The 24,459-nt window shown below is 53.8% G+C and carries 20 protein-coding genes; 10 read left to right on the forward strand and 10 right to left on the reverse strand.

Annotation, left to right across the window (positions count from 1 at the left end; translation table 11 throughout):
- The first annotated feature begins 42 nt into the window (after nt 1-42).
- The 3 genes from KSF73_10785 (at nt 43) to KSF73_10795 (ending at nt 1,541) form a co-directional block, all read left to right on the forward strand.
- Nucleotides 43-528, forward strand: a complete 486-nt coding sequence (locus KSF73_10785) for a hypothetical protein (GenBank protein MBV1776196.1) — start codon at nt 43-45, stop codon at nt 526-528.
- A gap of 130 nt (nt 529-658) precedes the next feature.
- Nucleotides 659-1,045, forward strand: coding sequence for a hypothetical protein (locus KSF73_10790; GenBank protein ID MBV1776197.1), 387 nt, complete (start codon nt 659-661; stop codon nt 1,043-1,045).
- Nucleotides 1,046-1,274: 229 nt separating this feature from the next.
- A complete protein-coding gene (locus tag KSF73_10795) occupies nt 1,275-1,541 on the forward strand; it encodes a hypothetical protein (protein ID MBV1776198.1) in 267 nt (88 codons plus the stop codon).
- Here the strand turns inward: KSF73_10795 and KSF73_10800 are convergent.
- On the reverse strand, nt 1,518-2,000 hold the full coding sequence (locus tag KSF73_10800; GenBank protein ID MBV1776199.1) for a DUF1857 family protein: 483 nt from the start codon (nt 1,998-2,000) through the stop codon (nt 1,518-1,520). The two genes, KSF73_10795 and KSF73_10800, sit on opposite strands and share 24 nt — an antisense overlap.
- Nucleotides 2,001-2,018: 18 nt before the next feature.
- Nucleotides 2,019-2,885 (reverse strand): EamA family transporter RarD, encoded by an 867-nt coding sequence (rarD, locus tag KSF73_10805; protein MBV1776200.1) that lies wholly within the window; start codon nt 2,883-2,885, stop codon nt 2,019-2,021.
- 171 nt (nt 2,886-3,056) lie between these two features.
- Between rarD and KSF73_10810 the strand changes: the two genes are divergently transcribed.
- Complete coding sequence (locus KSF73_10810; protein ID MBV1776201.1) at nt 3,057-3,854, forward strand: alpha/beta hydrolase; 798 nt, start codon at nt 3,057-3,059, stop codon at nt 3,852-3,854.
- Nucleotides 3,855-3,877: 23 nt separating this feature from the next.
- On the opposite strand, the gene prmB is transcribed toward KSF73_10810, so the two are convergent.
- The gene (prmB, locus tag KSF73_10815) at nt 3,878-4,783 is read right to left on the reverse strand and encodes a 50S ribosomal protein L3 N(5)-glutamine methyltransferase (GenBank protein ID MBV1776202.1); all 906 of its coding nucleotides are present in this window, start codon (nt 4,781-4,783) and stop codon (nt 3,878-3,880) included.
- 244 nt (nt 4,784-5,027) lie between these two features.
- On the opposite strand from prmB, the gene KSF73_10820 reads away from it, so the two are divergent.
- From KSF73_10820 to KSF73_10835, 4 genes are all read left to right on the forward strand, one after another.
- Nucleotides 5,028-6,356: a DEAD/DEAH box helicase gene (locus tag KSF73_10820; protein ID MBV1776203.1), complete on the forward strand. Its 1,329-nt coding sequence runs from the start codon at nt 5,028-5,030 to the stop codon at nt 6,354-6,356.
- Nucleotides 6,357-6,862: 506 nt separating this feature from the next.
- Nucleotides 6,863-7,660 carry a HEAT repeat domain-containing protein gene (locus tag KSF73_10825; GenBank protein ID MBV1776204.1) on the forward strand — a complete coding sequence of 266 codons (798 nt, stop codon included), beginning with the start codon at nt 6,863-6,865 and terminating at the stop codon, nt 7,658-7,660.
- Nucleotides 7,657-8,457 (forward strand): hypothetical protein, encoded by an 801-nt coding sequence (locus KSF73_10830; GenBank protein MBV1776205.1) that lies wholly within the window; start codon nt 7,657-7,659, stop codon nt 8,455-8,457. The genes KSF73_10825 and KSF73_10830 overlap by 4 nt, the downstream gene beginning before the upstream one ends.
- Nucleotides 8,450-9,262 carry an SDR family NAD(P)-dependent oxidoreductase gene (locus tag KSF73_10835; protein MBV1776206.1) on the forward strand — a complete coding sequence of 271 codons (813 nt, stop codon included), beginning with the start codon at nt 8,450-8,452 and terminating at the stop codon, nt 9,260-9,262. The genes KSF73_10830 and KSF73_10835 overlap by 8 nt, the downstream gene beginning before the upstream one ends.
- Nucleotides 9,263-9,357: 95 nt before the next feature.
- Here the strand turns inward: KSF73_10835 and KSF73_10840 are convergent, their stop codons facing one another.
- The 3 genes from KSF73_10840 to KSF73_10850 form a co-directional block, all read right to left on the reverse strand.
- Entirely contained in the window at nt 9,358-9,693 is a 336-nt protein-coding gene (locus KSF73_10840) for a hypothetical protein (protein MBV1776207.1), read from the reverse strand.
- A 77-nt stretch (nt 9,694-9,770) separates the two neighbouring features.
- Nucleotides 9,771-11,009 (reverse strand): hypothetical protein, encoded by a 1,239-nt coding sequence (locus KSF73_10845; protein MBV1776208.1) that lies wholly within the window; start codon nt 11,007-11,009, stop codon nt 9,771-9,773.
- Nucleotides 11,010-11,236: 227 nt separating this feature from the next.
- Entirely contained in the window at nt 11,237-13,279 is a 2,043-nt protein-coding gene (locus tag KSF73_10850; protein MBV1776209.1) for a S9 family peptidase, read from the reverse strand.
- Between the two features lie 943 nt (nt 13,280-14,222).
- Between KSF73_10850 and KSF73_10855 the strand changes: the two genes are divergently transcribed.
- Both KSF73_10855 and KSF73_10860 read left to right on the forward strand, forming a co-directional pair.
- Entirely contained in the window at nt 14,223-15,557 is a 1,335-nt protein-coding gene (locus tag KSF73_10855) for an aldehyde dehydrogenase family protein (GenBank protein MBV1776210.1), read from the forward strand.
- 84 nt (nt 15,558-15,641) lie between these two features.
- Entirely contained in the window at nt 15,642-18,446 is a 2,805-nt protein-coding gene (locus KSF73_10860) for an insulinase family protein (protein ID MBV1776211.1), read from the forward strand.
- A 66-nt stretch (nt 18,447-18,512) separates the two neighbouring features.
- Here the strand turns inward: KSF73_10860 and KSF73_10865 are convergent, their stop codons facing one another.
- From KSF73_10865 to KSF73_10880, 4 genes are all read right to left on the reverse strand, one after another.
- Nucleotides 18,513-19,103, reverse strand: a complete 591-nt coding sequence (locus KSF73_10865; GenBank protein MBV1776212.1) for an outer membrane beta-barrel protein — start codon at nt 19,101-19,103, stop codon at nt 18,513-18,515.
- A 174-nt stretch (nt 19,104-19,277) separates the two neighbouring features.
- Nucleotides 19,278-22,865: a hypothetical protein gene (locus KSF73_10870; protein ID MBV1776213.1), complete on the reverse strand. Its 3,588-nt coding sequence runs from the start codon at nt 22,863-22,865 to the stop codon at nt 19,278-19,280.
- Nucleotides 22,866-22,875: 10 nt separating this feature from the next.
- Nucleotides 22,876-23,766 (reverse strand): ABC transporter ATP-binding protein, encoded by an 891-nt coding sequence (locus KSF73_10875; protein ID MBV1776214.1) that lies wholly within the window; start codon nt 23,764-23,766, stop codon nt 22,876-22,878.
- 276 nt (nt 23,767-24,042) lie between these two features.
- Nucleotides 24,043-24,357 (reverse strand): DUF3579 domain-containing protein, encoded by a 315-nt coding sequence (locus KSF73_10880; protein MBV1776215.1) that lies wholly within the window; start codon nt 24,355-24,357, stop codon nt 24,043-24,045.
- Nucleotides 24,358-24,459 lie beyond the last annotated feature (102 nt).

Below are 24,459 nucleotides of genomic sequence, written 5' to 3' on the forward strand. Positions count from 1 at the left end.
CGCGATCCCGCCGAGACAGGCTGGACGCAATAGGGGAGGAATATGAATCTGCAAGCGTGGCAATCGTCATTTGCGACCCTGGCCAGTGTCTGCGCAACCTTGAGTGGTCTGCTCTTTGTTGCCTTATCGATCAAACTGGGCCGGGTAGGGGCGCAAGAGCGGCCGATGCTATTGTCGGTCGCTAAAGGAAGTTTTTCCGAATTCATCGGGGCGTTACTGATTGCACTGATGATGCAGGCCCCTGATGCCAGCACCCACCCGGTGCCGTGGATGTTGCTCATTATCATGATGGCCCGCGTGTGGTGGCATATCTCGCATTTCCGTCATGCTCGCCGCAACTTGTCACTGTATATCTTGTATCGCGAATTCCTACTGCCTCTACTGTCCACATTCGGGCTGGCGCTGGCTGCATATCATGCAGTGAATGGCAGGATTTTCGGTCCGATGATCTACTGGACAGTGGTGATGATCATGTGTTCAGGGTGCCAGAAATCCTGGCGAATTTTGTTACGGGAATTGGAACGATAATAGGCTGTCTATTGTTTCGTGTAGTCACTTTTGCTGGAGTTCAGTGAGTTCGATCAAGAGTATTAATTTAGGATTGAAGTGCAATAAGAGATTGAATAATTCCAGTGAAATACATGGGCAGGAGGAGTAAATGAAAATCAGCATCCTATCTTTATTGAGTGTGGCCGCTATATTATCTGGCTGTGCCGTGATTCAAAATAAAGAAGCAAATATGCACTACTCATTCACACCAAAAGATAAGGTGATGAATATAGCGTGTACCGAAAGTAGTACGGGTGTGTGTCTGTTCAAAGTAGAAAGGCCATCCGGAGACGGATTTGATTTGTTCGAGGTTCAATCCGGTAATGTGCTGGACATTCCATTGCCCGAAAAGCCACTCGCTATTTGCGCGGCACCTGAGGTTGTGGGTGCATTCCAGGATTGGAATGCATGCAGGGAGCAGAAATGGGTGCTGACAAGTGAGGGGATCTCTAATTTGATTGCACAGGCATTGAAGCAGAAAGTCGCCGAACAATGATCTGTTCTGTAACCATATATGCGCGCCAACTTTTCTGAGCCTCGGAAAGGCTAGGTAAATCGGGATGCATACTCGAATTGAGATACTCAGTGCGGCAGTTTTCGTGCTATATCGTGGGGTGGCCCTTTTGATAAAAGGGCGAGCAGCACCTGCGCAATTCCGCAGTAGATCCTGCCAGGGACGTGACTGGCGGAGAGCGTTCCCGGCGACCAGTAAGTCTGACATTCGGATGTTTTTAGGTGCCATTTCAGATGCATTTATCTGGCGGGATGCCGATAAACTGAAGCTGAATCCCGCGGATACCTTTGCTGCAATCTACCGGTCACACTATCCACGTTGGCATTTGGGCGGGGATACGATGGAACTGGAAACGCTGGCGCAATCGTTGCAACGCCAATATGGATATGAGCTGGGCACGATGTGGCATGAACAGCTGACATTGGGCGAGGTATTTGCTAGCTTGCCAAAGAAATCAGTGCGCGACCCCACCCGGTAATTCACCGTCCACCGCCATTTCCAGAATCGTGCGGATGGTATCCATGTCCATTTGCTGGTAAGCGGATTTCAGATAGCCGGAAAGCTTGGCCTCTTCGCTGTCTCCGGTATCGGGCACGGGCGTATCGTAGGTGAAGCGCACGAACAGGTGCCCTTCCTCTGGTGATTCAATGCGCATGGTGAGCTTGCCGCCGCCGTGTACGTCGCTTGGGGCAGTTTCATAGTGCACCGCTGCGTTGTATTCAAAGCGGATGTCATCGCGCACGCGAAACTTGCCCAGCTGAATCTCGCGGACAATGTGGTCCGAATGGCGCTCAATGATATCGACCGCCTCGATGCCTTCCATAAACAGATCCGGCGCTTCTGCGCGCAGCAGCAGGCCATTCCATAGCTGAGTGCGAGTGATCATGGGGCCTTCTTCGGCCGGATTGGTGACTTCGATAATATGTTCGAACAGCATATCAACCTCGGAAACTGACTATTTACGGCTCACCAGCCAGCCCTCAAGCGCATAGAGCGCGAGCGCCGACCAGATCATCACATAGCCCACAAACTTACTGCTGCTGAAAGGCTCGTGCCACAGAAACAGGCCCAGCATCATCTGGATAGACGGACCAATGTATTGCAGCAGCCCCAGCAGCGACATCGGAATCCGCCGTGCACCAGATGCAAACAGCAACAGCGGAATGGCAGTGATCGGACCAGCCGCCAGAATCAGCAGCAGGGTGGTGGTATCGGTATGGCCCAGCGCCGCCTGACCATGCAGCTCCAGCCAGCCCAGCCACGCAACTGCCATCGGTGTGAGAATCAGCGTTTCCAGCGACAAGCCTTCCAGTGCACCCAGACTGGCGGTTTTGCGCAGCAGTCCATAGGTACCGAAGGTCGCCGCCAGACTCAGGCCAATCCACGGCAGTTGTCCCGCATCGATGGTGAGCCACAGCACCCCGGCCGCAGCCACGGCAATGGCCGCCCACTGCGCCGGCCGCATGCGTTCCTTCAGCAGGAAATAGCCGAACATCACATTCACCAGCGGATTGATAAAGTAACCGAGGCTGGCGTCCACCACATGGCCGTTATTCACCGCCCAGATGTAGATAAACCAGTTCACCGACAGAAAGCTGGCGCTGGCAGCGAAGCGTCCCAGGGTTTTCGGTGAACGCAGCGCATCCCCCAGCCACGACCAGTGCCGGCGCACGGCCAGTACCACGCCTAAAAACACCAGTGACCACAGCATCCGGTGCATCAGGATTTCATCGGGCGCCACGCCCTTGAGCGCATGAAAATACAGAGGAAACAGACCCCACATCAGGTAAGCTGATGCAGCGTAGAGAATACCGGTGCGCATGGGTGGGCAATCTGCCGCGTTTTGCCTGATACTGAATGCAGCAGGACGAGCGCAGCTATAGTTGATCAAAGAAGTCGGATTTTACCGGTAAGCATGCAAAAGCACGAGGATTGCTTGATGAGGATGATAGAAGGAAATGTTCTGATCGGCCGCGAATGCGGAGCGTATCGCATGCACTATCGGGAATGGGGTGATCCGGCGGTCAAGGATGTCGTGGTCTGTGTGCATGGCCTCACCCGCAATAGCCGGGATTTCGCCGTGCTGGCCGAGGCGCTGGTGGCGCGGGGCAAGCGGGTGATTGCGCCGGATGTAATTGGTCGCGGCGGCAGCGAGTGGCTGCGCAATCCGATGGGTTATATCGTACCGCATTATGTGCAGGACATGCTGGTGCTGCTGGCGCGGCTGAATGTCGATCAGGTGGATTGGGTGGGCACCTCGATGGGCGGCCTGATCGGGATGGGGCTGGCTGCTTTGCCGGGCAATCCGGTGAAACGCCTGCTGCTCAATGATGTCGGGCCTCTCTTGCCATTGGCTGCGATTGCCCGCATTGCCGAGTATGTCGGCAAGGCGCCACCTTTTAAGGAACGCGCCCATGCAGAAGCCTTTATCCGTGCTGTATCGGCACCATTCGGACCGCACACTGATGCTGAATGGGCCGATCTGGCCGATATGATGCTAATGCCGGACGGGCAGGGCGGCTGGCGGCTGAACTACGATCCGGGTATTGCGGCACCGTTCGCGGCGGCCATGGCGGGTGGGGATATCGACCTGTGGCCGATGTACGAGGCGATTCAATGCCCGGTGCATGTCCTGCGCGGGGCAGAATCAGATTTGCTCACCGTCGCCACGCTGGAGGCCATGTGTTCCCGTGGTCCAAAGGCCAGCGCGACAACGTTTGCAGGGGTCGGTCACGCCCCGACGCTGCGGCATGCCGATCAGGTCGAGGCGGTGGTGCAGTTTCTCGTGTGATGTGTAACCGTGGAGGCGGCTGCTTAATAGCCTGCTTCCACCAGTTCCTCGCGTGTCAGCAGAAATACAAAGCCATCACCGCTGCTGGTGGGCAGCCACGTAAACGCCAGTTCCGGATATTGTGGTTCCAGCACATCGCGGTTGTGGCCGATTTCCACCACCAGCACGCCCATCGGATTCAGGAAGCGGCTGGCGTTTTCGATCAGCACGCGGGTCGCATCCAGACCATCTTCGCCGCTACCCAGCGCCAGTTCTGGCTCGTGCAGATATTCGGCGGGCAGGGCTTCAACGGATGGCGCATCCACATAAGGCGGATTGCTGATGATCAGGTCGTAGGTTTCGCCTTCGATGTTTTCCCACAGATCGCTCTGGATCAGGCTGATGCGATTGGCGAGGCCGTAATCATTCACATTGCGCTCGGCCACATCCAATGCTTCATCGGACAGATCCACTGCATCGACTTCTGCATCCGGATAGTGCTCAGCCAGCAGTACTGCTAGACAGCCCGATCCGGTACACATATCCAGCGCGCGATGCACCAGTTCCGGATATTCAATCCACGGCGACAGACCTTCGCCCAGTAGTTCGGCGATAAAGGAACGCGGCACGATCACGCGTTCGTCCACATAGAATTTGTACTCGCCCAGCCAAGCTTCATTGGTCAGATAGGCCGATGGCTTGCGGGTGGTGATACGGGCTTCGATCAGATTCAGGATGGCATCGCGCTCGGCGGGCAGCAAACGCGCATCCAGCCAAGGTTCCAGCTCGTCCAGCGGCAGGCCAAGGGTGTGCAAGATGAGGTAGGCCGCTTCATCGCGGGCCGTGGCGCATCCGTGACCGAAGTGCAGATCGGCACGCGAAAACTGGCTGATGGCAAAGCGCAGGCAGTCGCGAACAGTAATCAAATGATTGCGGGCATCCTGAAACATGGGTTTCCTCGCAGTGTGCGATTAAAAGCAAGCCCGCCAGTTTACCGTGAAGGCTCGATCCCTGCTTGTGATTCAATGGTTCGCTTTGCATTTATTATGGCTATAAAGGGTGCAAAGTCTTTGATTTTTTGCATGAAAAGCGTATAGTTCGGCGCGCAGTGGGGCGTGTGCCCCATTTTTTCTTGATACGCCTGTTTCCGGAAGCTTCTTTCCGGTCGCCCGTACTCCCGGAGTGACGTTATACATGTCGTTTGAATCACTCGGATTGCATCCCGAGATCCTCCGCGCCGTGCTCGATGCCGGCTATGAAAACCCGACACCTGTCCAGGCTGCGGCGATCCCTGCCGTGCTCGGCGGACGCGATGTCATGGCTGCTGCGCAAACCGGTACCGGTAAAACGGCCGCCTTTACGCTGCCGCTGCTGCACAAATTGCAGCCGCACGCCAATACCAGCGCCTCGCCGGCTCGCCACCCGGTCCGCGCCCTGATCCTCACGCCCACCCGCGAGCTGTGTGATCAGGTCTTCGAAAACGTGGCGCTGTACAGTAAATATCTCCCGCTGCGCGCCACCAAGGTGTTTGGCGGCGTGGACATGAATCCGCAAACCGAAACCCTGCGCCGTGGTGTAGAAGTACTGGTCGCCACACCGGGTCGTCTGCTGGATCATGTGCAGAGCAAGAGTGTGAACCTCGGCACCGTCGACATTCTGGTGCTCGACGAAGCCGACCGCATGCTGGATATGGGCTTTATCCTCGATATCCGCAAGATCATCGGCATGCTGCCTTCTCATCGCCAGACACTGCTGTTCTCCGCGACCTTTGCCCCGGAAATCCGCAAGCTGTCGGCTGATTTCATGCGCGATCCGGTGGTGGTGGAAGTGGCACGCCGCAATGCCACCAACGATCTGGTCGAGCAGCACATCCACGAAGTGGAAGATCGCCGCAAGCGTACCGTTGTGTCGCAGCTGATCAAGCATCACAATATGGATCAGGTCATCGTCTTCTGCAAAACCAAGCAGAGCACCGATCGCCTGGCTCGCGAACTGAAGCGCGAAGGCCTGAATTGCGAAGCGATTCACGGCGACCGCACCCAGCAGGCTCGACTCGATACCATGGCCGCCTTCAAGGATGGCACCCTGCGCGTACTGGTGGCAACCGATGTGGCCGCACGCGGTCTGGATATCAGCGAACTGCCGTTTGTGGTGAACTACGAGCTGCCCAATAATCCGGAAGACTATGTACACCGCATCGGTCGTACCGGTCGTGCCGGTGCCAGTGGCATCGCCATTTCATTGGTGTCGCCGGAAGAAGAAAAGCAGCTCGCCGCGATTCGCAAGCTCACTAATAAAGAGCTGCCTGTCACGCCTGCACCGGGTGGCTACGAGCCGCGCCGCTATGATCGCAGTGACGTCAGCAACCGCCACGCCGCCGTGTTCGATGGCCGCATGCACGGTACGCCTGCCGCACTGGGCGGTCACAGCATCGGGCCGTCGTCCGTGCATTTCCCGCTGATCGCAGGCCGTACGCATCAGCGCGAGATTCCGGCGCTACTGCTGCCGCCACGGTATAAGTAAGCGTACGAGTTGAGATGAAAAAGCCGCGAGAGATCGCGGCTTTTTCGTTGTTGGACATGCTATTCCGGTAAGTAATCGCCGTCCATGCGGGCGAGCGACATTCAGGATGTGAATAGATCACGGATAACGTAGAAAATCATTTTGCCTGAATGACGATTAAAGTGAGCGCTTGATAAAATTCACTTGAATGATTAGTTGAAATGAATCGTTCAAGCTGTCTATTTTGACAGGTTGTCATGGACTGCACACGTGTTGAGAATCGATTTGCTGGCATTTACCAGTAAGCAGTTTAATTCTCAATCTAAATCAAGGAAACAATCATGAATAACATGATGCAACTGGACGATCTGGAAGTTCAAATGGCTCCTGCCGGTGCTGGCGGTGCAGTGATTGTTGAAATTATCATTATTTATGTGGCACTGGATTGCAAATAAGCTGATTCAGCAAGGGCCGATAAATCTAACGATTTATCGGTCTTTTTGTTTTGACAAATGGGTGTGCCGATCATGACACTGGATGAATGGAAATCACGATTTATTTCTGCGCTAGATGATATGGATGCACTGGCTGCATTGCAGGCTGAGTTTGTTGCCTCCGGGTTTGTTGCGCAGTATCTGGACGAAATTATTGCGGCAGGGATCAATACTGATTCTGGCAGCATCCGTCATATTGGCGAAAACACGGTTCGGCTGATCGAACATCCCCGCTTTCTGTTACATGTTGAACGGCGTGCGCCCAGCAAAAAACTGTTGAACAGTATTGCTGTCGACAGTTTTATTCATGTTATTTCGAACGGTCCGGTTTGGCTGGATATTTATGATATCGAAGGGGTTGAGGACTGGACGGTGTTTAACCCTGCAGCCCGTCTGGTACATGCCAGCAGGCAGGATGTGCGGGACATGCAGGTGCGCGAGCGGCGCGGACAGGCAATTGTCATGGACTATATCGCCGAAGCCGAGTTTTTGACAGTTGAACTGACCTTGCGACCCGCAATGGATTACCTGTGGTTTTTTGATCGCAGCGGACAGGCATTGTATCCGGCATTTACATCTGCGCTGCTATCGGGTTATGAACTCATGGCCAAAGCGGCCGCTGCAGTAGGTGAAACGCGATTGCAGCCATTTTTACTTGAACTGACGCACAGCAGTTGCCATGCAATTCGCTGGCAAGCCATTCAATCCCTGTTCCGACTGGCTCCGGAGCTTGCAGTCGACTGTCTGAAAATTGCAGTCAATGATCCACATCCCCACGTAAGACGTGCGGCCGACAAAGCGCTGGCAAAATTGGCAGGAGTTCAGGCATGACAATCGTGTATGAAAAAACGACGAACGACTTCATTGATCTGGCAACTTTTCACCATGGCATAGAGACCATTGCACACGAGCGCTTTTCCCGGGAATACGTGGATGAGTGTGCACGTCTGCTTGGATTATTAGGCAATCACCCCGACTTATTCTGGGGGCTATTCGAAAAAATGGATCAGGTGGATGACATTGGAAAGATATTCAATGCACCGCAATCCTTTTATCTAAGTGGTTCGGATAGTCACTATCTGCGGCTCAATATTTGGTTACCGCAATCCGGTCAGCCTTACGAGTCATTCGAACGGGAATTATATTCTTATCAGCTGGCGCATAATCATGATTTTCGTTTGCTGACGGTGGGTTATGCCGGGCCCGGATACTGGACGGATCTATACGAAATTCCGGCATCCGATATTCAGAATAAGCCGGGGAAAATGGTTCAGCTGAATCATCACCGGCGCGAACAGCTGACGCAGGGTAAAGTCTTATACTTTGATTCTTATCATGATGTACATGTACAGCATTATCCGGAGTCCCTGAGTATTTCGGTCAACCTGATTTTTCGCAACGAGGTGCGCCCCTATGAGCAGATTCTGGTCGATACGGGTACCGGCGTGGTTCAGGACTATCCTGCATTAAGCGCGGGCAGTCGCGCAATCAATGTCCTGAAAATGTTTGCGCTCGCCTCGCCTCAACCGTCTAATCAGGCTGTGCAGGCTATTGCCGATACGCACAAGGTTGAGCGAGTACGAGCATTTGCTGCCACCTTATTAAAGCCGGAGGCCGCACATGTTTAAAGCACTGATTACCGGTGCAACGGGTGGTTATGGCCGCGCCCTGGCCCGATATTTTGCCGGGCAGGGCTGGCATCTTTATCTGCATGGCAGGGATGCAGGCAAGCTCGCACAGCTTAAGTTGGAGGTGCAGGCGCTGGGCGGCACAGCCGAGACCCTTTGCGCTGACATGACGCATCTGTCGTCGCTTACGGCCATGGCATTTGCCATTCAGCTAAATCGCGAAGATCATTTCTATCTGCTGAATAATGCCGGTATGGGGTTCGAAGCAGCCGCTGAATTGACGGCGGATGGCTACGAGCAAGTCTGGCAGGTTAACTTTCTTGCTGCTGCAGTACTATGCCGCTGCCTGTTGCCGCGCATGGCGCAGTGCGCCCATGGCGAAATCATAAACATTGCCTCAGCGGGACAATATCCGCTCGACTTTGACGATCTCGATTCCCGTGATTCATTTCATCCGGTATTTGCCTATGGCCGCAGCAAGGCGGCCATGATTATGGATGTGAAGTATCTGGCAGCACAGCATCCTGCAGGCATCTGTATCAATGCAATCCATCCGGCTTCACTGATGCCCACCGCCTTGCTGCCACCGGTATTAAGCCCGCAAAGTACGCTGGAGCAGGGCGTCAATCAGCTCGCCTCGCTGCTGGCAGCCACGCAGTCACAGGCCTTTAGCGGCCAGTATTGGCAGGACGGGGCGATTGCTACCTCCATTGAAAGCACATTGGATATAAGTGCCATTCGCTGCCTTGGCACGATTACCGATGCGGTATACGCCTCGCTGTTCGAGGAGCAGGTGCTGGCATAGGGGAATGTCGTGTTCATTAAAAAGCCACGAGAGATCGCGGCTTTTTCTTTTGGGCGGGTGATCTGATTGCCATGCAGGGTTGGGTTGAACAGAAACTACTTTGCACGTGGCACTCCGGACATCCGATCGCCGCACCCCTCGCCGATGACCATTAGGTCGAGCAGCATGTAGAAGTCTGCCGCTCTTGCCAGATCGGCGCGAACCGCTGGGATGTACTCGGCCCGGCTCTCTATGGCCTTTGCCGCCGACAGTAGGCAATCGAGCACCTGCTTTGAAATTACGTGCTCGTCCTTGATGAGTTCAGCCTTCTCACACAGACTCGATTTGAGCGCTGCGAATGCGTCGGCGTCGTATACGTCGGCCGTCATCAGTCGGCCGACCGACTTCCGGTGCAGTTCCTGAAGGTCTGAATCAAAGTCGCTCGCGGGCATGTAGGTGTTTGTTGCTGTTCAACGTCTGAATTCACCGGCCTGCGCGGCTTTTCGCGCAGGTCCGGTGGAATGAAATGTTAGATTCTCTCAACTTGGTAGCTCCGATAGTCAGCCAGTGCAATAGAGTTGGTGGTCTCAATATCAATGTCTGGGAATTTCTCGCGAACGAGCGCAAGTAGTGCTCTTAGATATTGGTCAGCCTTATTGATCGCCTCAGAAAAGGCATCGTGTGCAGCCTTGGCCTCTTGGTCTCGATAAATGTCGTGCCGACTGTCAAATTTGTGAAGACGACCGTTGTTTGTGTCTATAAAGTATTTGCCGAAGCTGAGGCTTTTCCCCCAGGCCGCATGAAGCCCTAAGGTAGCAACTCGGAGGTCTTCATCGTATAAATAGAAATTTGAGGCATTGACCTTTCCGTTTAGTCCTTCCCAAAAGTGGAAAATGCTATCGTCAATAAAATGAAGTCGCCCGTAGTAGATGAAATTATCGAAAGTAGGTGTATGCACTTCGTTTAGCAACTTCAATATGGTTTCCCTGTCCTTCTTGGCTTCTGGTGATTCACCAGCGGGTGTATCGATAAGTCTTAGGGCCGCAGAGTGAGCGCGAATAGGACTCAAAACCAGTGCCGCCACTAGCCCGAGGGCAATCGCGAATGGAAATCCTAGTGCCGAGAGTTGTTGGCGGGCAGGCGCATCGAGAAAGGGCGCAAGTGGTGCGGCCATACAGGTTAATGCAGCAAAACTCACAATGTAGTAGGCCCAGCTATACACCGTGACTTGGCGCTGATGGTCAATTGTTGGCTTTGCCGAGACGAAACTATTGTTGCTCAATGAGACGAGGTGGCTGGCGAAACGATAGTCGTAGATACAGCCGGTCGGATCGTCTGCAGACAAGAGCCTTTCGATAATAGGAACAGGCGCCTTGATTTTGAATAGATCCAAAAAGAACTGTTGAATCTGTACGTTCTTTAACTGGGATTTTTTCTGCTCGATCATTAACAGCAATTCGCCGATTTCGCTGCGACGTGAGACTGGTGGTGACAATTTCAGCTTGAAAAGGGCGTATCCCCCATAAGCGATGCAAATAACTCCAAGTGAAAAGAGATACCAGTTCGGATCGTTCCCGGCAGCAAGATCAGCTTTCAGAAAGCCGATATCCAGTTGAATCTTTCCGTTGACGCTGAGCGGTTGTGAAAAATATAGAAATGCAAAGCCCGATACGAGAAACGCGCCGATAGCCTTGTTTTCAAAGCTTGGATTGGCAATCCGATTTATGAATCTTAGGGCAATGTTTTTGAGCGTGAGGGGTTCGTTCATGAGAAATCTAACATTAAATATAACGACCCATCGGTCAGTCATAACATTATTATAGGAGCGTCGGATTATACCCTTCAAACCTGCGCCACGCCTTGATCTTGCCAGAGCTGCGTCAGTATAACAATAGCGTCAGCGAATAATGAAGGACTGCACAATAGTTCTGATTGTCTGCTGATACGTTGGAACCGGATGACTGCTTTGCAGCGCATCCATCTATCGTCCGCTACTTACTCCACCCCCAACTCCCCCAGCACGAACGCGATATCAAACGCCGCTTCCTTCAAGCGATCATATCGCCCCGACGCACCGCCATGTCCCGCATCCATATTGGTGACCAGCAGCAGCGGGTGCTGATCGGTTTTCAGCGTGCGCAATTTCGCCACGTATTTGGCCGGTTCCCAGTACATGACTTGCGAGTCATGCAGGCTGGTTTTCACTAGCATGGTGGGATAGGGTTGCGCCCTGAGATTGTCGTAGGGCGAGTAGGCGCGCATCCAGCGGTATTGCGCGGGCAGGTTCGGGTTGCCCCATTCCTCGTATTCGCCCACGGTCAGCGGCAGCTTGTCGTCCAGCATGGTGGTGAGCATGTCCACAAAGGGCACATGCGACAGGATGATGCGGAAAAGATCGGGCCGCAGATTGGCCACCACGCCCATCAGCAGGCCACCGGCACTGCCGCCTTCGGCCACCAGCTTGTTGCGATCAGCGATGCCATCCGGGCCGGTTAGCGCCTCGGCGATGCCGATAAAATCGTGGAAGGTGCGCATCTTGTGACGCATCTTGCCTGCTTTGTGCCAGCGCTCGCCCAGATCGCCGCCGCCACGAATATGGGCGATGGCAAAGATAAAGCCGCGATCCAGCAAGGACAGGCGCACACCCGAGAAATAGGGATCAGACGCAATGCCATAGGCGCCATAGCCATCCAGCCACAGCGGGGCGCTGCCATCCAGCGGCGTATCCTTGTGCCACACCAGTGAGACAGGCACCTGCACACCATCGCGCGCCACAATCCAGCGTCGTTCACAGGCATATTGCTCGGGATCATGGCCGGACGGTACCTGCCGCTGCTTCAGTTGCGTGCGCGTGCGGGTCAATACATCGTAGTCATAGATGGTTTCCGGCCGCGTCATCGATTCGTAGCCGAAGCGATAGCTATGCGTATCGAATTCGGCGTTCACCTCGCCAAACAGCGCATAGCAGTCTTCATTCAAAGTAATGCGATGGCTGTCTCCGCTCGCCAGTACGGTGATATCCAGCTGCATCTGGCCCTGTTCGCGCAGCAGCAGCACGCGGAAATCGCGGAACAGATCGACATCTTCGAGGCAGACATCCTCATGGTGTGGCACCACTTCTTCCCAGTGCGCGCGGGTGGTGGCCGTCACAGGCGTGCGGATCAGGCGGAAATTCGGGCCGGTATCGTTGATGCGCAGATAGAAATGGTCGCCATGATGATCGACATCGTATTCCACATCCTGCTTACGGCGTGCCAGCGTTTTGAAACGGCCTTTAGGCGTGGACGCAGCCAGATAGCGGACTTCGCTGGTGGTGTGGCTGCTGATCGAATAAAGCAGATAGGCTTCGGACCGCGTCAGGTGGATATCCACGCCAAAGCGCTCGTCTTCCTCTTCGTGGATCAGCGTGTCTTCACCACTGTGAATATCCAGCCGCCACAGCTGGTTGGAGCGCTTAGTGACCGCATCTTCGGTGGTATAGAACAGCGTGGCGTTATCCAGCGCCCAGGCCACCGAGGTGACCCGCTTGCGGCGAACCTTGAGCAACTTGCCGGTCTGGAGCGATTTGATCTGCAGATCGTACTGCCGGAAGCCCTTGCTATCGGTGGTGAGGGCCAGCCACCGGCTGTCCGGGCTGATATCGAATTCGCCCAGCGACAGAAACGGCTTGCCTGCTGCCATGACATTCAGGTCGAGCAGGATTTCTTCCGGCGCATCGACCTGATCCTGCTGACGGCACATGATCGGGTATTGCTTGCCTGCTTCCATGCGCGAGTAATAGCGGAAACCATGCAGCGTAAAGGGCACCGATTGATCATCCTCGGGCATGCGTCCCTTCATTTCCTCGAACAGTTGTGCCTCCAGCGCTTTCTGTCCGGCGGTGTAGGCCTGTGCATAGGCATTCTCCGCATTCAGATAGTCGATGACGGCCGGGTCACGGCGATTGCGCAACCAGAAATAGGGATCGTTGCGGCGGTCACCATGTAGCGTATGCGTTTTCGGATGGACGGAGGCGACGGGCGGTACAGGCAGGCTCATGTGCATCAACTGTGAAATGACAGGATGCAGCAGTGTAGCGGCTTTTCTCGAGATGTGGATTGCCGCAGGCAGAAATTCCACGCTTCTGTGGATAGGCTGTGGGTAATCTGTTGGATGTCATGCTAAATCATTGATCACTCGTTGTACAAGCCTTATTCAGACTGGATTTGATGAAATGAAGCAGATTCACACAGAACCTTACCTGACATGTGGAATACGTGTGTATAACTCGGTCAGATCATTGATCTGTATGGGAAAAATATCTGTGCTTAAAAAATGGTCAGTCAGATAGTGCTTGCATCGAATAAACGGTCGGGATTGGCGATTCACCGGTCAGGTGATGCTGTTGTGGGGATGGTCATATGCCATTCCACACGGATCAACGGTCAGGATGTTGAATGCCTGTGGGCAAGCAACGCAACTCGCTGATGCAATGGAAAAAAGGCAGTCTGATTAAAAAATAGGCAATATGCGTGAGTGTCCACGGCAGAACTCGAGCAGGGTGTGAACTCCCTGTGGGTAAGCCAATTAACTATATGATCAGTAGAGGAAAAAAGTTCATGATTAAAAAATAAGCGAATTCGTATGTTCTAGCTGAATGCTTGAGAACGTGCGTACTCCAGTCAATTGGGAGGACAATTCATGCACATGATCCAGTGAAAATGCAGTGCAGGGTGTGGGGGAACTGTGGATGAGTATGGCAACTCACTGAATTGACGGAAAATCTTGGCGATGCTTAATATTTAAGCATGGATCATAAGGGGTAGGAATTCAAGGTGAGGCCGATGAACGGTTGGATATTTCTGCGATGTCATCTTGTTCATGTGATCCAACTGCCGGATTTGCACGGTTGCACGTGGGCGTACATGAGTGTCTAATCCCGTGTTTCCTGTACTGGTATTGCACGATACCAGTGATGATCTGCTTATCCCGGTTTGCTCCAATGTCCCGTCTGCCCGAATTTGTGTCGATTGATCCTGTGACTGGCGAACAATTCGCCGAACGTGCGTCGATGACGCCGTCTGAATGGCAGTCGCAACTGGTATCGCTTGAGCGAACAGCCAAACAGTGGCGATCGGTAGCGATTCAGGTACGCCTCGCTGGCTTGTTACGGCTCGCTGCACTTTTGCGTGAGAACAAGGCAGCATTATCTGATTTGTGTACGCGGGAAATGGGTAAGTTGCCGACCGAGGCTGATGATGAAATCGAGCGTTCGGCCAACTGGTGCGAATTCATGGCCAAGCGGGTTCCCGGCTGGCTGGCCGATGAGGTCAATCCAACTGGCACCATCAAGCGCGTGCCACATGGTGTGGTATTGGCCATCACCCCTTGGAATTATCCTGTATGGCAGATTTTCCGGCCGCTGGCAGCAGCTGTGGCAACCGGCAATGTGGTCGCACTCAAGCCCGCACCGAATGTTGCAGTGGTCAGCGCTGCAGTTGAGGCTCTGGTGGCCGAGGCATTCCCGATGCCGGTGATGCGCTGTCTGTGGGTGGATACTGCCGATGTAAAGGATGTCATCGCCCACCCTGATGTACATATGGTGGTGCTAACGGGCAGCGAAGCGGCTGGACGAGCTGTGGGCGCTGCTGCGGGGGCCGCGCTGAAACCCTGTGTACTGGAACTGGGGGGCAATAATCCATTCATCCTGCTGGAGGATGCGGACATCGAAGCCGCGGCGCAGGCTGCGGCCGAGAGTCGTTGCCTGAATGCCGGTCAGGCATGTACGGCTGCGAAGCGCTTCTTTGTTCACGAGCGCGTACATGATGCCTTTAAAGCTGCGCTGATTCGCGCATTCCGGACATGGCAGCCGGGTGTAAATCTGGCACCACTGGCGCGTTCGGATATCCATGTCCGGCTGACACAGCAGGTCGAGCAAAGTATCGCGATGGGGGCGAGTCTGATCGAGCTGGGTTCGCGGAAGACGCAAGGGTTGTACTTTGCGCCTACATTACTGACACATGTCTCGCCCGGCATGCCCGTATTTGATGAAGAGTGCTTCGGACCAGTCGCCGCATTGATACCCTTTGCCGATATCGATGAAGCCATCGCGCTTGCGAATCAAGTTCCACAGCGACTTGCTGCGGCCATCTGGAGCCGCGACGAAGATCGCGCGCAATCAATCGGGCTGGCGCTGGGCACCGGCGTGGTGTGTGTGAATCGCCGACCAACCAGCCGCTTCGAATTGCCTTTTGCAGGCGCGGGCACATCCGGCATGGGTAGTACGCTTGGTCAGGATGGATGCCTCGCCTTCACGCGTCCTGTCGGGATGATGTGAGCGGTAACAAATCAGGACTGCGCAGATCATCCGCAGCAATTGAAATGATCACCAGACGACATAAAGAGTAACAGGGGGAAAAGCTTGAAAACATGGTCAATGAAACTGTGTGCGGCTGGCGTGGCGCTGGCGGTGTTCAATATGGGGCAACAGGCATTCGCAGCGCCCGTCAAATCAGTCAAAGCGGCTGTTGCATTGCCCGAACTGGTTCAGGGCGCAACGGCTTCCGGTATCACCGAATATCATCTGCCCAATGGCTTGCGTGTGCTGCTGGCTTACGATCCGGCCAGTCCGCAAATCAATACGCAGGTACGCTACGGCGTCGGCAGCCGGGATGAACGTCAGGACGAGTTCGGCATGGCGCACATTCTTGAACACATGCTGTTCAAGCGGAGCCAGCAATTCCCGGATATGAAGCCCGAGCTGCAGAAGCTGGGTGTCAGCTGGAATGCCTTCACGAATATCGACGAAACCGTCTACGTAAATGGCTTTGTGTCCAATGACGAGGTACTGGACAGGATTCTGGCATGGGAAGCTGACCGCATGACCGGTGCCTTGCTGGAAGCCGATGCGCTCGACAAGGAAATGACCGTTGTCCGTAATGAATGGGAGCGGGGCGAGAATAATCCTGCGCGTGTTTTGCAACAGCGCATGACGGCCATTGCATTCGAATCACATCCCTATCATCACCCGACAATTGGCTACAAGCAGGACATTGAAAAAGTCGATGTTGTGCAACTCAAAGCGTTCTACCAGCGTTTCTATCGTCCAGACAACGCCGTGCTGGTGATTACGGGCAAGTTTGATGAAAAGCGCGTCAAGGAGACGATACGCAAGGCATTTGCCGGCGTAAAGCATCCATCAGAATCACTCAAGCGCATTGAGGTCGTTGAAGCCCCGCAGGACGGCGCGCGCTTCGTCGAGCTGCGTCGTCCGGGTACCGATGCATTCCGTGCCATTGGCTACCGGATTCCCGGGTGTACTCACCCGGATGCAGCCGCGATTACCATGGCCTCTGTCATTCTCAATATGCGTTCGGGTCGCCTATATAAGCAGCTGGTTGAAACCAAGGAGGCAAAGGGGGCAAGTCTCTCGACCGGATGTGCAGCACAACCAACGCTGGCCTACGTATGGCTGAATCTGCTCAAAGAGGGTGATGCCGATGCCGTTGAAAATAAGGCAATTCGCTTGGTAGAAGGCTTGGCCACGCAAGCGCCGACAACTGAAGAATATGCGCAGGCCAAGGCGGCTATTGCCAATCAGGTGCATCAGGCCAGTATCAGCACCGGCACACTGGTTCAGGTGGCAAGTGCGCGCGTGCATGACACCGACTGGCGCTATGGGCTGTATCAGCTGGAGCAACTGGATCGCGTGACGCCGGAAGAGGTGCAGCGCGTGATGGCGACGTACTTCAAGCCCGCTAGCCGCGTGATTGGGCGTTTCTTCCCCACAGAACATCCGGATCGTACCGAGATGACCCCGGTCGGCGATCGTGCCGCACTGGTGAAGGATTACGTCGGTAAAAAGGTGGAAGAGGGTGAGGAAATCGCTCCGACTACCGCTGCATTGGATGCGCGTACCGAGCGTTTTACACTGGCGAATGGTGTGAAAGTAGCGCTGCTCAACAAGAAAACACGCGGCAACAAGGTATGGGGTGGCATCAGTTTCCGCTTTGGCAATGTGGAGGAACGCACCGCGCAGCGACGGATCGCATCCTTGTTGCGCAATCTGCTGGGGGATGGATCTGTCTCACTGAGCAAAACCGAGCTGGATGCGCGCATCAATGCTTTGCAGTCAAGCTATAGCCTGAATGTGACATCTGGTGGGGTCAGCCTTGGCGTGAGTAGTGATCGCGAGCATTTGGTAGACTTGCTCGGTACACTTGCAGATGTACTGCACCATCCGCGTTTCCCGGGAGAAGATTTCGAGCGGCACAAAAATCGCTGGATCGATAATTTGAAATCACCCATCGTGAAACCCGAAACCGTGACCGAGGAACGGCTCGACCGGTACTTTTCGCCAATGGTACCGCAGTCCGATCCATTCCATTACTGGACACGCAAGGAAACGATTGACGCAGTCAGCGCCATTTCGCTTGACCAGGTCAAAGCGTTTTACAACGACATGCTTGGCATGAGCGAAGGTGAAATCGTATTCGTCGGCGACTTTGATACCAAGGCACTGAAAGCAGCGTTGTCCGAGCAATTTGGCCAATGGGCAGGCAAAAAGCCCTTCGTGAAGACCGCAGACCCGTATCGTGACGTTGCACCCGTACGCATGGTGACAGAAACGCCGGATGAGAAAAATGCATCCTATCGTGCGCAGGCATGGATGCCCATTTCTTACGACAGCAAAGATAGAATTGCGCTGCGATTGGCGAGTCTTCTGCTGGGTGGCGATCAGCAATCCCGTCTGTGGAAGCGTGTTCGAGAGCAGGACGGTATCACCTATGGTATCGGATCGTCCCTCTCGCTTGATCGTGACGATGAATACGCGACATGGATAATTAGTGCAACCTTTGCGCCGGAAAATCGTACCAAGATCGAAACCGCGATCCGTGAAGAACTGGATCGCGCACGTCGCGATGGCTTCACCAAGGACGAGCTGGAACGTGCTCGGGAAGGTGAGTTGCGCAATCTGGCTCAATTACTGGGCTTTGATTCGGCAAGGCTGGGTCTCCTTCAAAGCACCTTGCGCTGGAATGACCCCTTAAGCAAATTCGACAATGAAGTCGAGAAACTTAAAGCGGTGACACTAGACGAGGTGAATGCCGCCATGCGCACCTGGTTTGATCCACAGAAATTGTCGGTTTCGATTGCCGGTGATTTTGCTAAACACGAAGGTAAACTTGCTGGCGAGCGCTTGGAAGATTTAAAGCTGGAGCAGTAAGTTTATTTAGGTGCACAAATATAGCAGGCCTCCGCAATGGAGGCCTGTTTCATGTATCAGGCAAAATTAAAAGTGATATTCATACCCGATATTTAAAGAACTCAATGAGAGACTTGGTGACACATTACCGATTTTCGAATACTCGACACGAATAATCGAATTGTCGTCTACTTTGAAACGGCCACCAATACCGTACACAAACCGGGTGCGACGGTCAGACTCGGACAAGGCGGCTTGCAGCACCTGGCCGTTCACAGATGTATATCCGCTGGTTTCACGTTCATATTTTACCTGGCTTGCACCAAGACGCAGGAAGAGATCACCTTTGTGCTTGAAATTAAACGCACGGATAATACTCACCTCATTGGATTCGGCTGTTTGCGAGATATGCGCCTGCGCGCGGACATTTCCCAGCTCGATGCTTGTGTCCACGGCACCTTTGCCGAAGTCGCGGTGTCCCAGTTCAAGCTCGTAACGATCGGTAATTTGCATGCCGCCACGCAACATCCAGCCCCAGGATTCATGGCTGGCTTCGAGTCCGCCGCGCTGGTCAAGAAATGTACTGCGCACCACATCGCCTCCGACATACATATCCTGTGCAAAAGCAGATGTTCCTAATGTCGCAATAAATGCCATTCCGATCAGACCGATTTTCATTTGGTTTCCTCCCTCAGTGTTTAATCAGTGATGTGATCGTATCGTGCCAAGTTCATGCTGAATAGCGGCTGAATACCAAACTGCAGATGGATGTGATAAAGCGTGATTTTTGAGGAATGAATGAAAAATGGCCGGATAAACCGGCCATTGAATCGTGTGAGTATTGGGTATGGCTTATTGAATAGTCACAACTTTGCGGTTATCAGCCGGCACGCGATCAATCATGATATTGAAAGGGTCAACGCCGACTTCATAAGGCTTGTTTTTCACAACAACCTTAAGCTCATGATCACCACCACCCAGCGCACGCTTTTCGCGGAACAGGACAGTTTCATCCTTTTCCTTGCCGCCTTCAGCGCGAGAGAACACGGCAATATCGACGGGTTCGTCAAATGTGCGTGCACTTTCCTTGCCCTGACCATCTGATTCCAGCTTGGCGGTATGCACCTTCATGGTCACTTCCCACTTTCCATCAGCCAGCTTTTTGGCCGAAGCCTCAGTGATACGATTGTCGTAGAAGGTAATCTTCTCGAACAAATCCGTAATCAGCGACTGCTTGTCCGCTGGTGTTTCAGCACGGATATAGCGCAGCAGATCAAGTGAGGTCGGGTAGGGCGCAGCCTTGAATGCATACTCGGCCAAGAAGTTGCGAAGCGCCTTATTCAGGGCCGCTTCCCCGATTTCATCGCGCAGGCGATAAAACACCAGCGAACCCTTGCGATAGTGGATGTACTGCTGGTTTTCTGCACGATACAGGGGCTGCTCTTCAATCACTTCGCCACCACGGCCGCGCAGATAGCCATCCAGTTCGTACTTGAGGAAGCGGCGCATATGGTCGCGACCGTACTCTTTCTCCATCACCATCAATGCCGAATACTGCGCCAGTGATTCGATCAGCATGGTCGAACCCTGCATGCCTGCACCCACTTCCTGATGGCCCCACCACTGATGCGCCATTTCATGCGCGGTGACGTAGTAGACGTAGTCGAGGTCTTCCTTGTCACGCAGATCGGCGATAAAACCGATGCCTTCCGAGAACGGAATCGTATTGGCGAAAGACTGCGCAAACTCGGCGTAGGATGGGAACTCCAGGATACGTACCTGCTTGTGCTGATACGGGCTGAACTGCGTGGTGAAATAATCCAGCGACTTCTGTACCCCGTAGATCATCCGGTCTACGTTGTAGGCATGCTTGGGATCGTGATAAATCTCGATCGGCAGGCCGTGCCATTCGCCTTTTTTCACCTGATAGCGCGCAGACTGGAACGAGGCAAAGTTCACCATCGGGCGATCCATCACGTAGTGATAGTAACGGCGACCATCCTTCTCCCATTGTGCTTTCAGATAGCCCGGGGCGAGCGCAATCTGGTCGGCAGAGGTAGAGACAGTGGCATCAAAGGTGATGAAATCCGATGACGCGCCAAAGAGACTGTTGTTGCGGGCTTTCACGTCTTCCAGCTTGGCCATGCGCTGCGGTTCACCCAAACCGCGTTTCTTGCGCTCGTTACGATCTTGTAACTGGCCATTTTCGTCGTAGCCGAATTGCGGGAAATAGGTACTGTTGTCGAAGAAAGTACCGTTATGCTGGATACGATTATTATCTCCGCGATTGGAGAAGCCCGTTGGCTGCACCCGCAGATCAAAGTCCATATCGATACCCGCACCCGGCGCGACAGCCTGCTTTAGTTTGAGAATATCAAAGCCGGATTGCTGGTCGTGAACTTTGACATCATGCGCAGGAATCGCTGTCCAGTTCAGCGACACATGCTTGTCGCTGACGTAATTGATGTAGAGCGTATCAATCGGCGCGCTGGTTTTGTTTTCAAGACGATAATGCCCGCGGATAAATGCGCCGCGTGTTTCCGGGAAAATGTCGACATTGACTTTGACGTCCGTTACTTTCAGCAGCGGTGCATCAATATACTGGCGATATTTCTTTTCGTACTCGGCCTTGCGATCCATTTCGATATCGCCCGGTACATATTCATTCAGCACATTGGTATTGTAGAAAATCCAGGCCCCGCTTCCGACAATTACCAGTACGCTGGCGGCAAGTCCCAGGGCAGTACCGCCGCGCAGTCGCTGACGGGCCAGACTCATGCGCGACTTCCAGTCATCCGATACACCGCGTACCCACAGGGCATTGGCGAGGAACAGACCCGCAAACACAAAGGCAAACCAGTACACCCTGAACCACGCCCAGCCGGTCAGGAAGTGGCCGTAGCCATTCATGTCTGAATAGGGATGCTGTGAGGCCGCACCGAAGTTGTAGAGGTTGTGGTCAAAGTGCAGAAAGCCGAGTACTGCCTGGATAACCATCACCAGAATGATTACCAGATAGCCAATGAAGCGGTTGTTCGTCAGAACTTGAAGCACAATTCCCAGTAATCCAAACAGCATGAATCCACTGGCATCGATCAGTAGATGCTTGGCGTAAAGCGCATACTCGATCGCAGCACCACCCTTGACCAACTGGATACAGGCAGCCGTGATTCCGCCTACTGCAAGGAATACCAGTGTGATCAGACCCATGGATAGCGATTTGGCGAAGAGCGGCGCCCAGCCTGCCAGGGGCGTGGCGTCCGTTACTTCATGCATTTTGGCTTGTCGTTCTTTAAAGATCAGTTCGCCACCGAAGAAGGTCACGATGATGACCAGCATAAAGCTGTAAGAACCCGACAGATACTGCAGCATGACACTTGTTGTGGCGTATACCGTGGTGCCAAATACTCGTCCGGACAATGCCGCAGATGTCACAAAATTTGCCACAGCCAGAATCAGCATCACCACAAACGGCGCACTCTTCAGAATACTCAGCGTATCAAACCGCAGGATCTGCATGCATTGTGCAAAAGAGGTGAATGCACCTGTGTGTGGTGTGATGCGCGGAATCACAGTGGTGCGGGTAGCCTCCGGTACAACTGATTCTGTACGAGCCTTGCCGAACAGCTTTTTACCGGTGCCGGCACGCTGCGGTTTGAACAGCACCACGGTGGCGGCAAACAAGGCCAGCGATACACCCATCCACAGTACGCGGTTGTACAGCAGGAAAGAGGTGAGGGCGGGCAAGGTGGTATTCGCTTCTGCCACCGTGTAGTAACGTGTCATGCGGGCAAATGCGCGGACACCAAACGGATCCAGCAGCACGGCCACCCATTCATTGCTGATATCGCGGGTAAACACACCGGCCATGATCCAAAGGACAAAAAACGCCAGCACCCCGACATAAACATAAATTAGGGAACGGGTGGTAGCTGCCAGCAGCATCAGCAGCGACCCGATCATCAGCAGGTTAGGCAGAATAAAGACGCCCATGGCCCACAGATAGGGATGCCATGAAAACGGGCCGACCCGCGCTGCATCTACCCAGGGCATCTTCACGCCCAGGATCATGCCAAAGATCACCAGTACAAATATGGACGTACAGGCTAGCAAACCCGCTGCAAATCGTCCGATCAGGTAGTCACGCTTTTTCATCGGCGTGGCAAAGATCATGTCGGAGATGCCAAATTCGCTGTCGCGTAGCACTGATCCTGAGATGAATACAGTGACGATGAACATAGACAGGACGGAGAGTACTGTCATCAAATTGACGATCACGGTGGGCGCGTTACGTTGCACGTTCCCAATCGAGCCACCCACCTGAATGGCATCACTACTGGTCGCACCAAAGGCGATCAGCGCGAATATCACGGCCGAGACCCACAGCAGCGGTTGCCGCAACTGGTACTTCAAATCAAATCGGAAAAATTCTAGCCACATGTCCGGCTCCTTACGCAGCAACGCTGGATTGAGCTGCGGCATGGCGCAGTTGCAGGAAGTAGACGTCTTCCAGATCTGGCTCGATCAGGGTGAAGCCTTCCTCGGGCTGCGTCTCGGCAAATACATGCAGACGTGGCACACCGGCCACCAGACGGCTGGAGAGCACGGTCATCTTCTCTTGGTATTCGGGCAGGGCTGTCTTGCTGACCGATTTCTCCCACACCTTGCTTTTCAGTGCATCAATGGCCTGATGGGGTTTACCGGAAACACGCACCTGACCTTTGACGATGACTGCCATGTTCGGACACATATCGGTGACATCTTCAACAATATGGGTCGACAGAATAATGACAACTTGCTCGCCGATTTCGGCCAGCAGGTTGAGGAAGCGGTCACGCTCCTCAGGGTCGAGACCTGCGGTCGGTTCATCCACAATCACCAGCTTCGGATCACCCAGCAGTGCCTGAGCAATGCCGAAGCGTTGGCGCATGCCGCCGGAGTAGGTGCCCAGTTTGCGATTGCGTGCATCCCACAGATTGGTCTGGCGCAGCAGCCCTTCAACCACTTCCTTGCGCTCGCCGCGTTTGGTCAGGCCTTTCAGGACAGCGAAGTGATCAAGCAGGTCAAGCGCAGAAACCTTCGGGTAAACACCAAAATCCTGAGGCAGGTAGCCGAGCTGGCGGCGCAGTCCTTCTTTATCTTTCAGGACATCGAGACCATTAAACGTGATCGAGCCGCTATCCGGCTCCTGCAACGTGGCAATGGTTCGCATCATGGATGATTTGCCTGCACCATTCGGTCCCAGCAGGCCAAAAAGCCCATTGGGTATATCCAGATTAATATCGCGTAGCGCATGTACGCCATTGGAATAGGTTTTATTCAACCCTTTAATCTGCAGCATCGTGCTTCCCCTCTTCATCCGAGTGAATGATTGTTAGACTTAAATCGGATACTAGATCCGGATAGTCTGTATCATCAGGTGAGCGGGTTTGGTGTGCAAATATACTGCGATGAACTGCAAGAAACGTGGTTTGAATACCGACAATGCGGGTTCGGGCGTGACAATCGGAATCGATGGGCAAGGCTCAGATCAGAGCGAGAAAACGGAGCAGGCAGGCTGAAAGGGGGCATGCCTGTCACGAGAACCGGAGAGAACCGGTCTCGCGATTAGACCTCATTAGCCGAGGAACTGATTCGGGTAATGTTCGTCGAGCAGCTGACGGCAGTCAACCACACGCAGATCGTTGTCCTTGGCAAAGGACATCAGAAAATTGAACACGCGCGGATCGATCTTTTCCAACTGCTTGTCGATCGCCACACAGCGGATGTTTTCCATCACCATCGGACGCACATAGGGCGCATACGACAGTTTCTGGTCCATCCCGAAGGTCGACAGGATGCCGGACAGGCGCTCGGCCCAGTCAGATGGACGGAATTCCCGTCCGTTCTTGGTCAGGCCCTGGATAATTATTTCGTATGGATTGCAAATCATGCGGCTGGCAATTCTGTTCTGTTACTTGGGTCTGGCTATTTTATTCAGGCCACAGCAAGGCCGACCGGTAATTTTACTACGAAAAGCATGCTGCGGTGCACA

This window comes from Burkholderiaceae bacterium DAT-1 (assembly GCA_019084025.1).
Classification (GTDB): Bacteria; Pseudomonadota; Gammaproteobacteria; order Burkholderiales; family Chitinimonadaceae; genus DAT-1.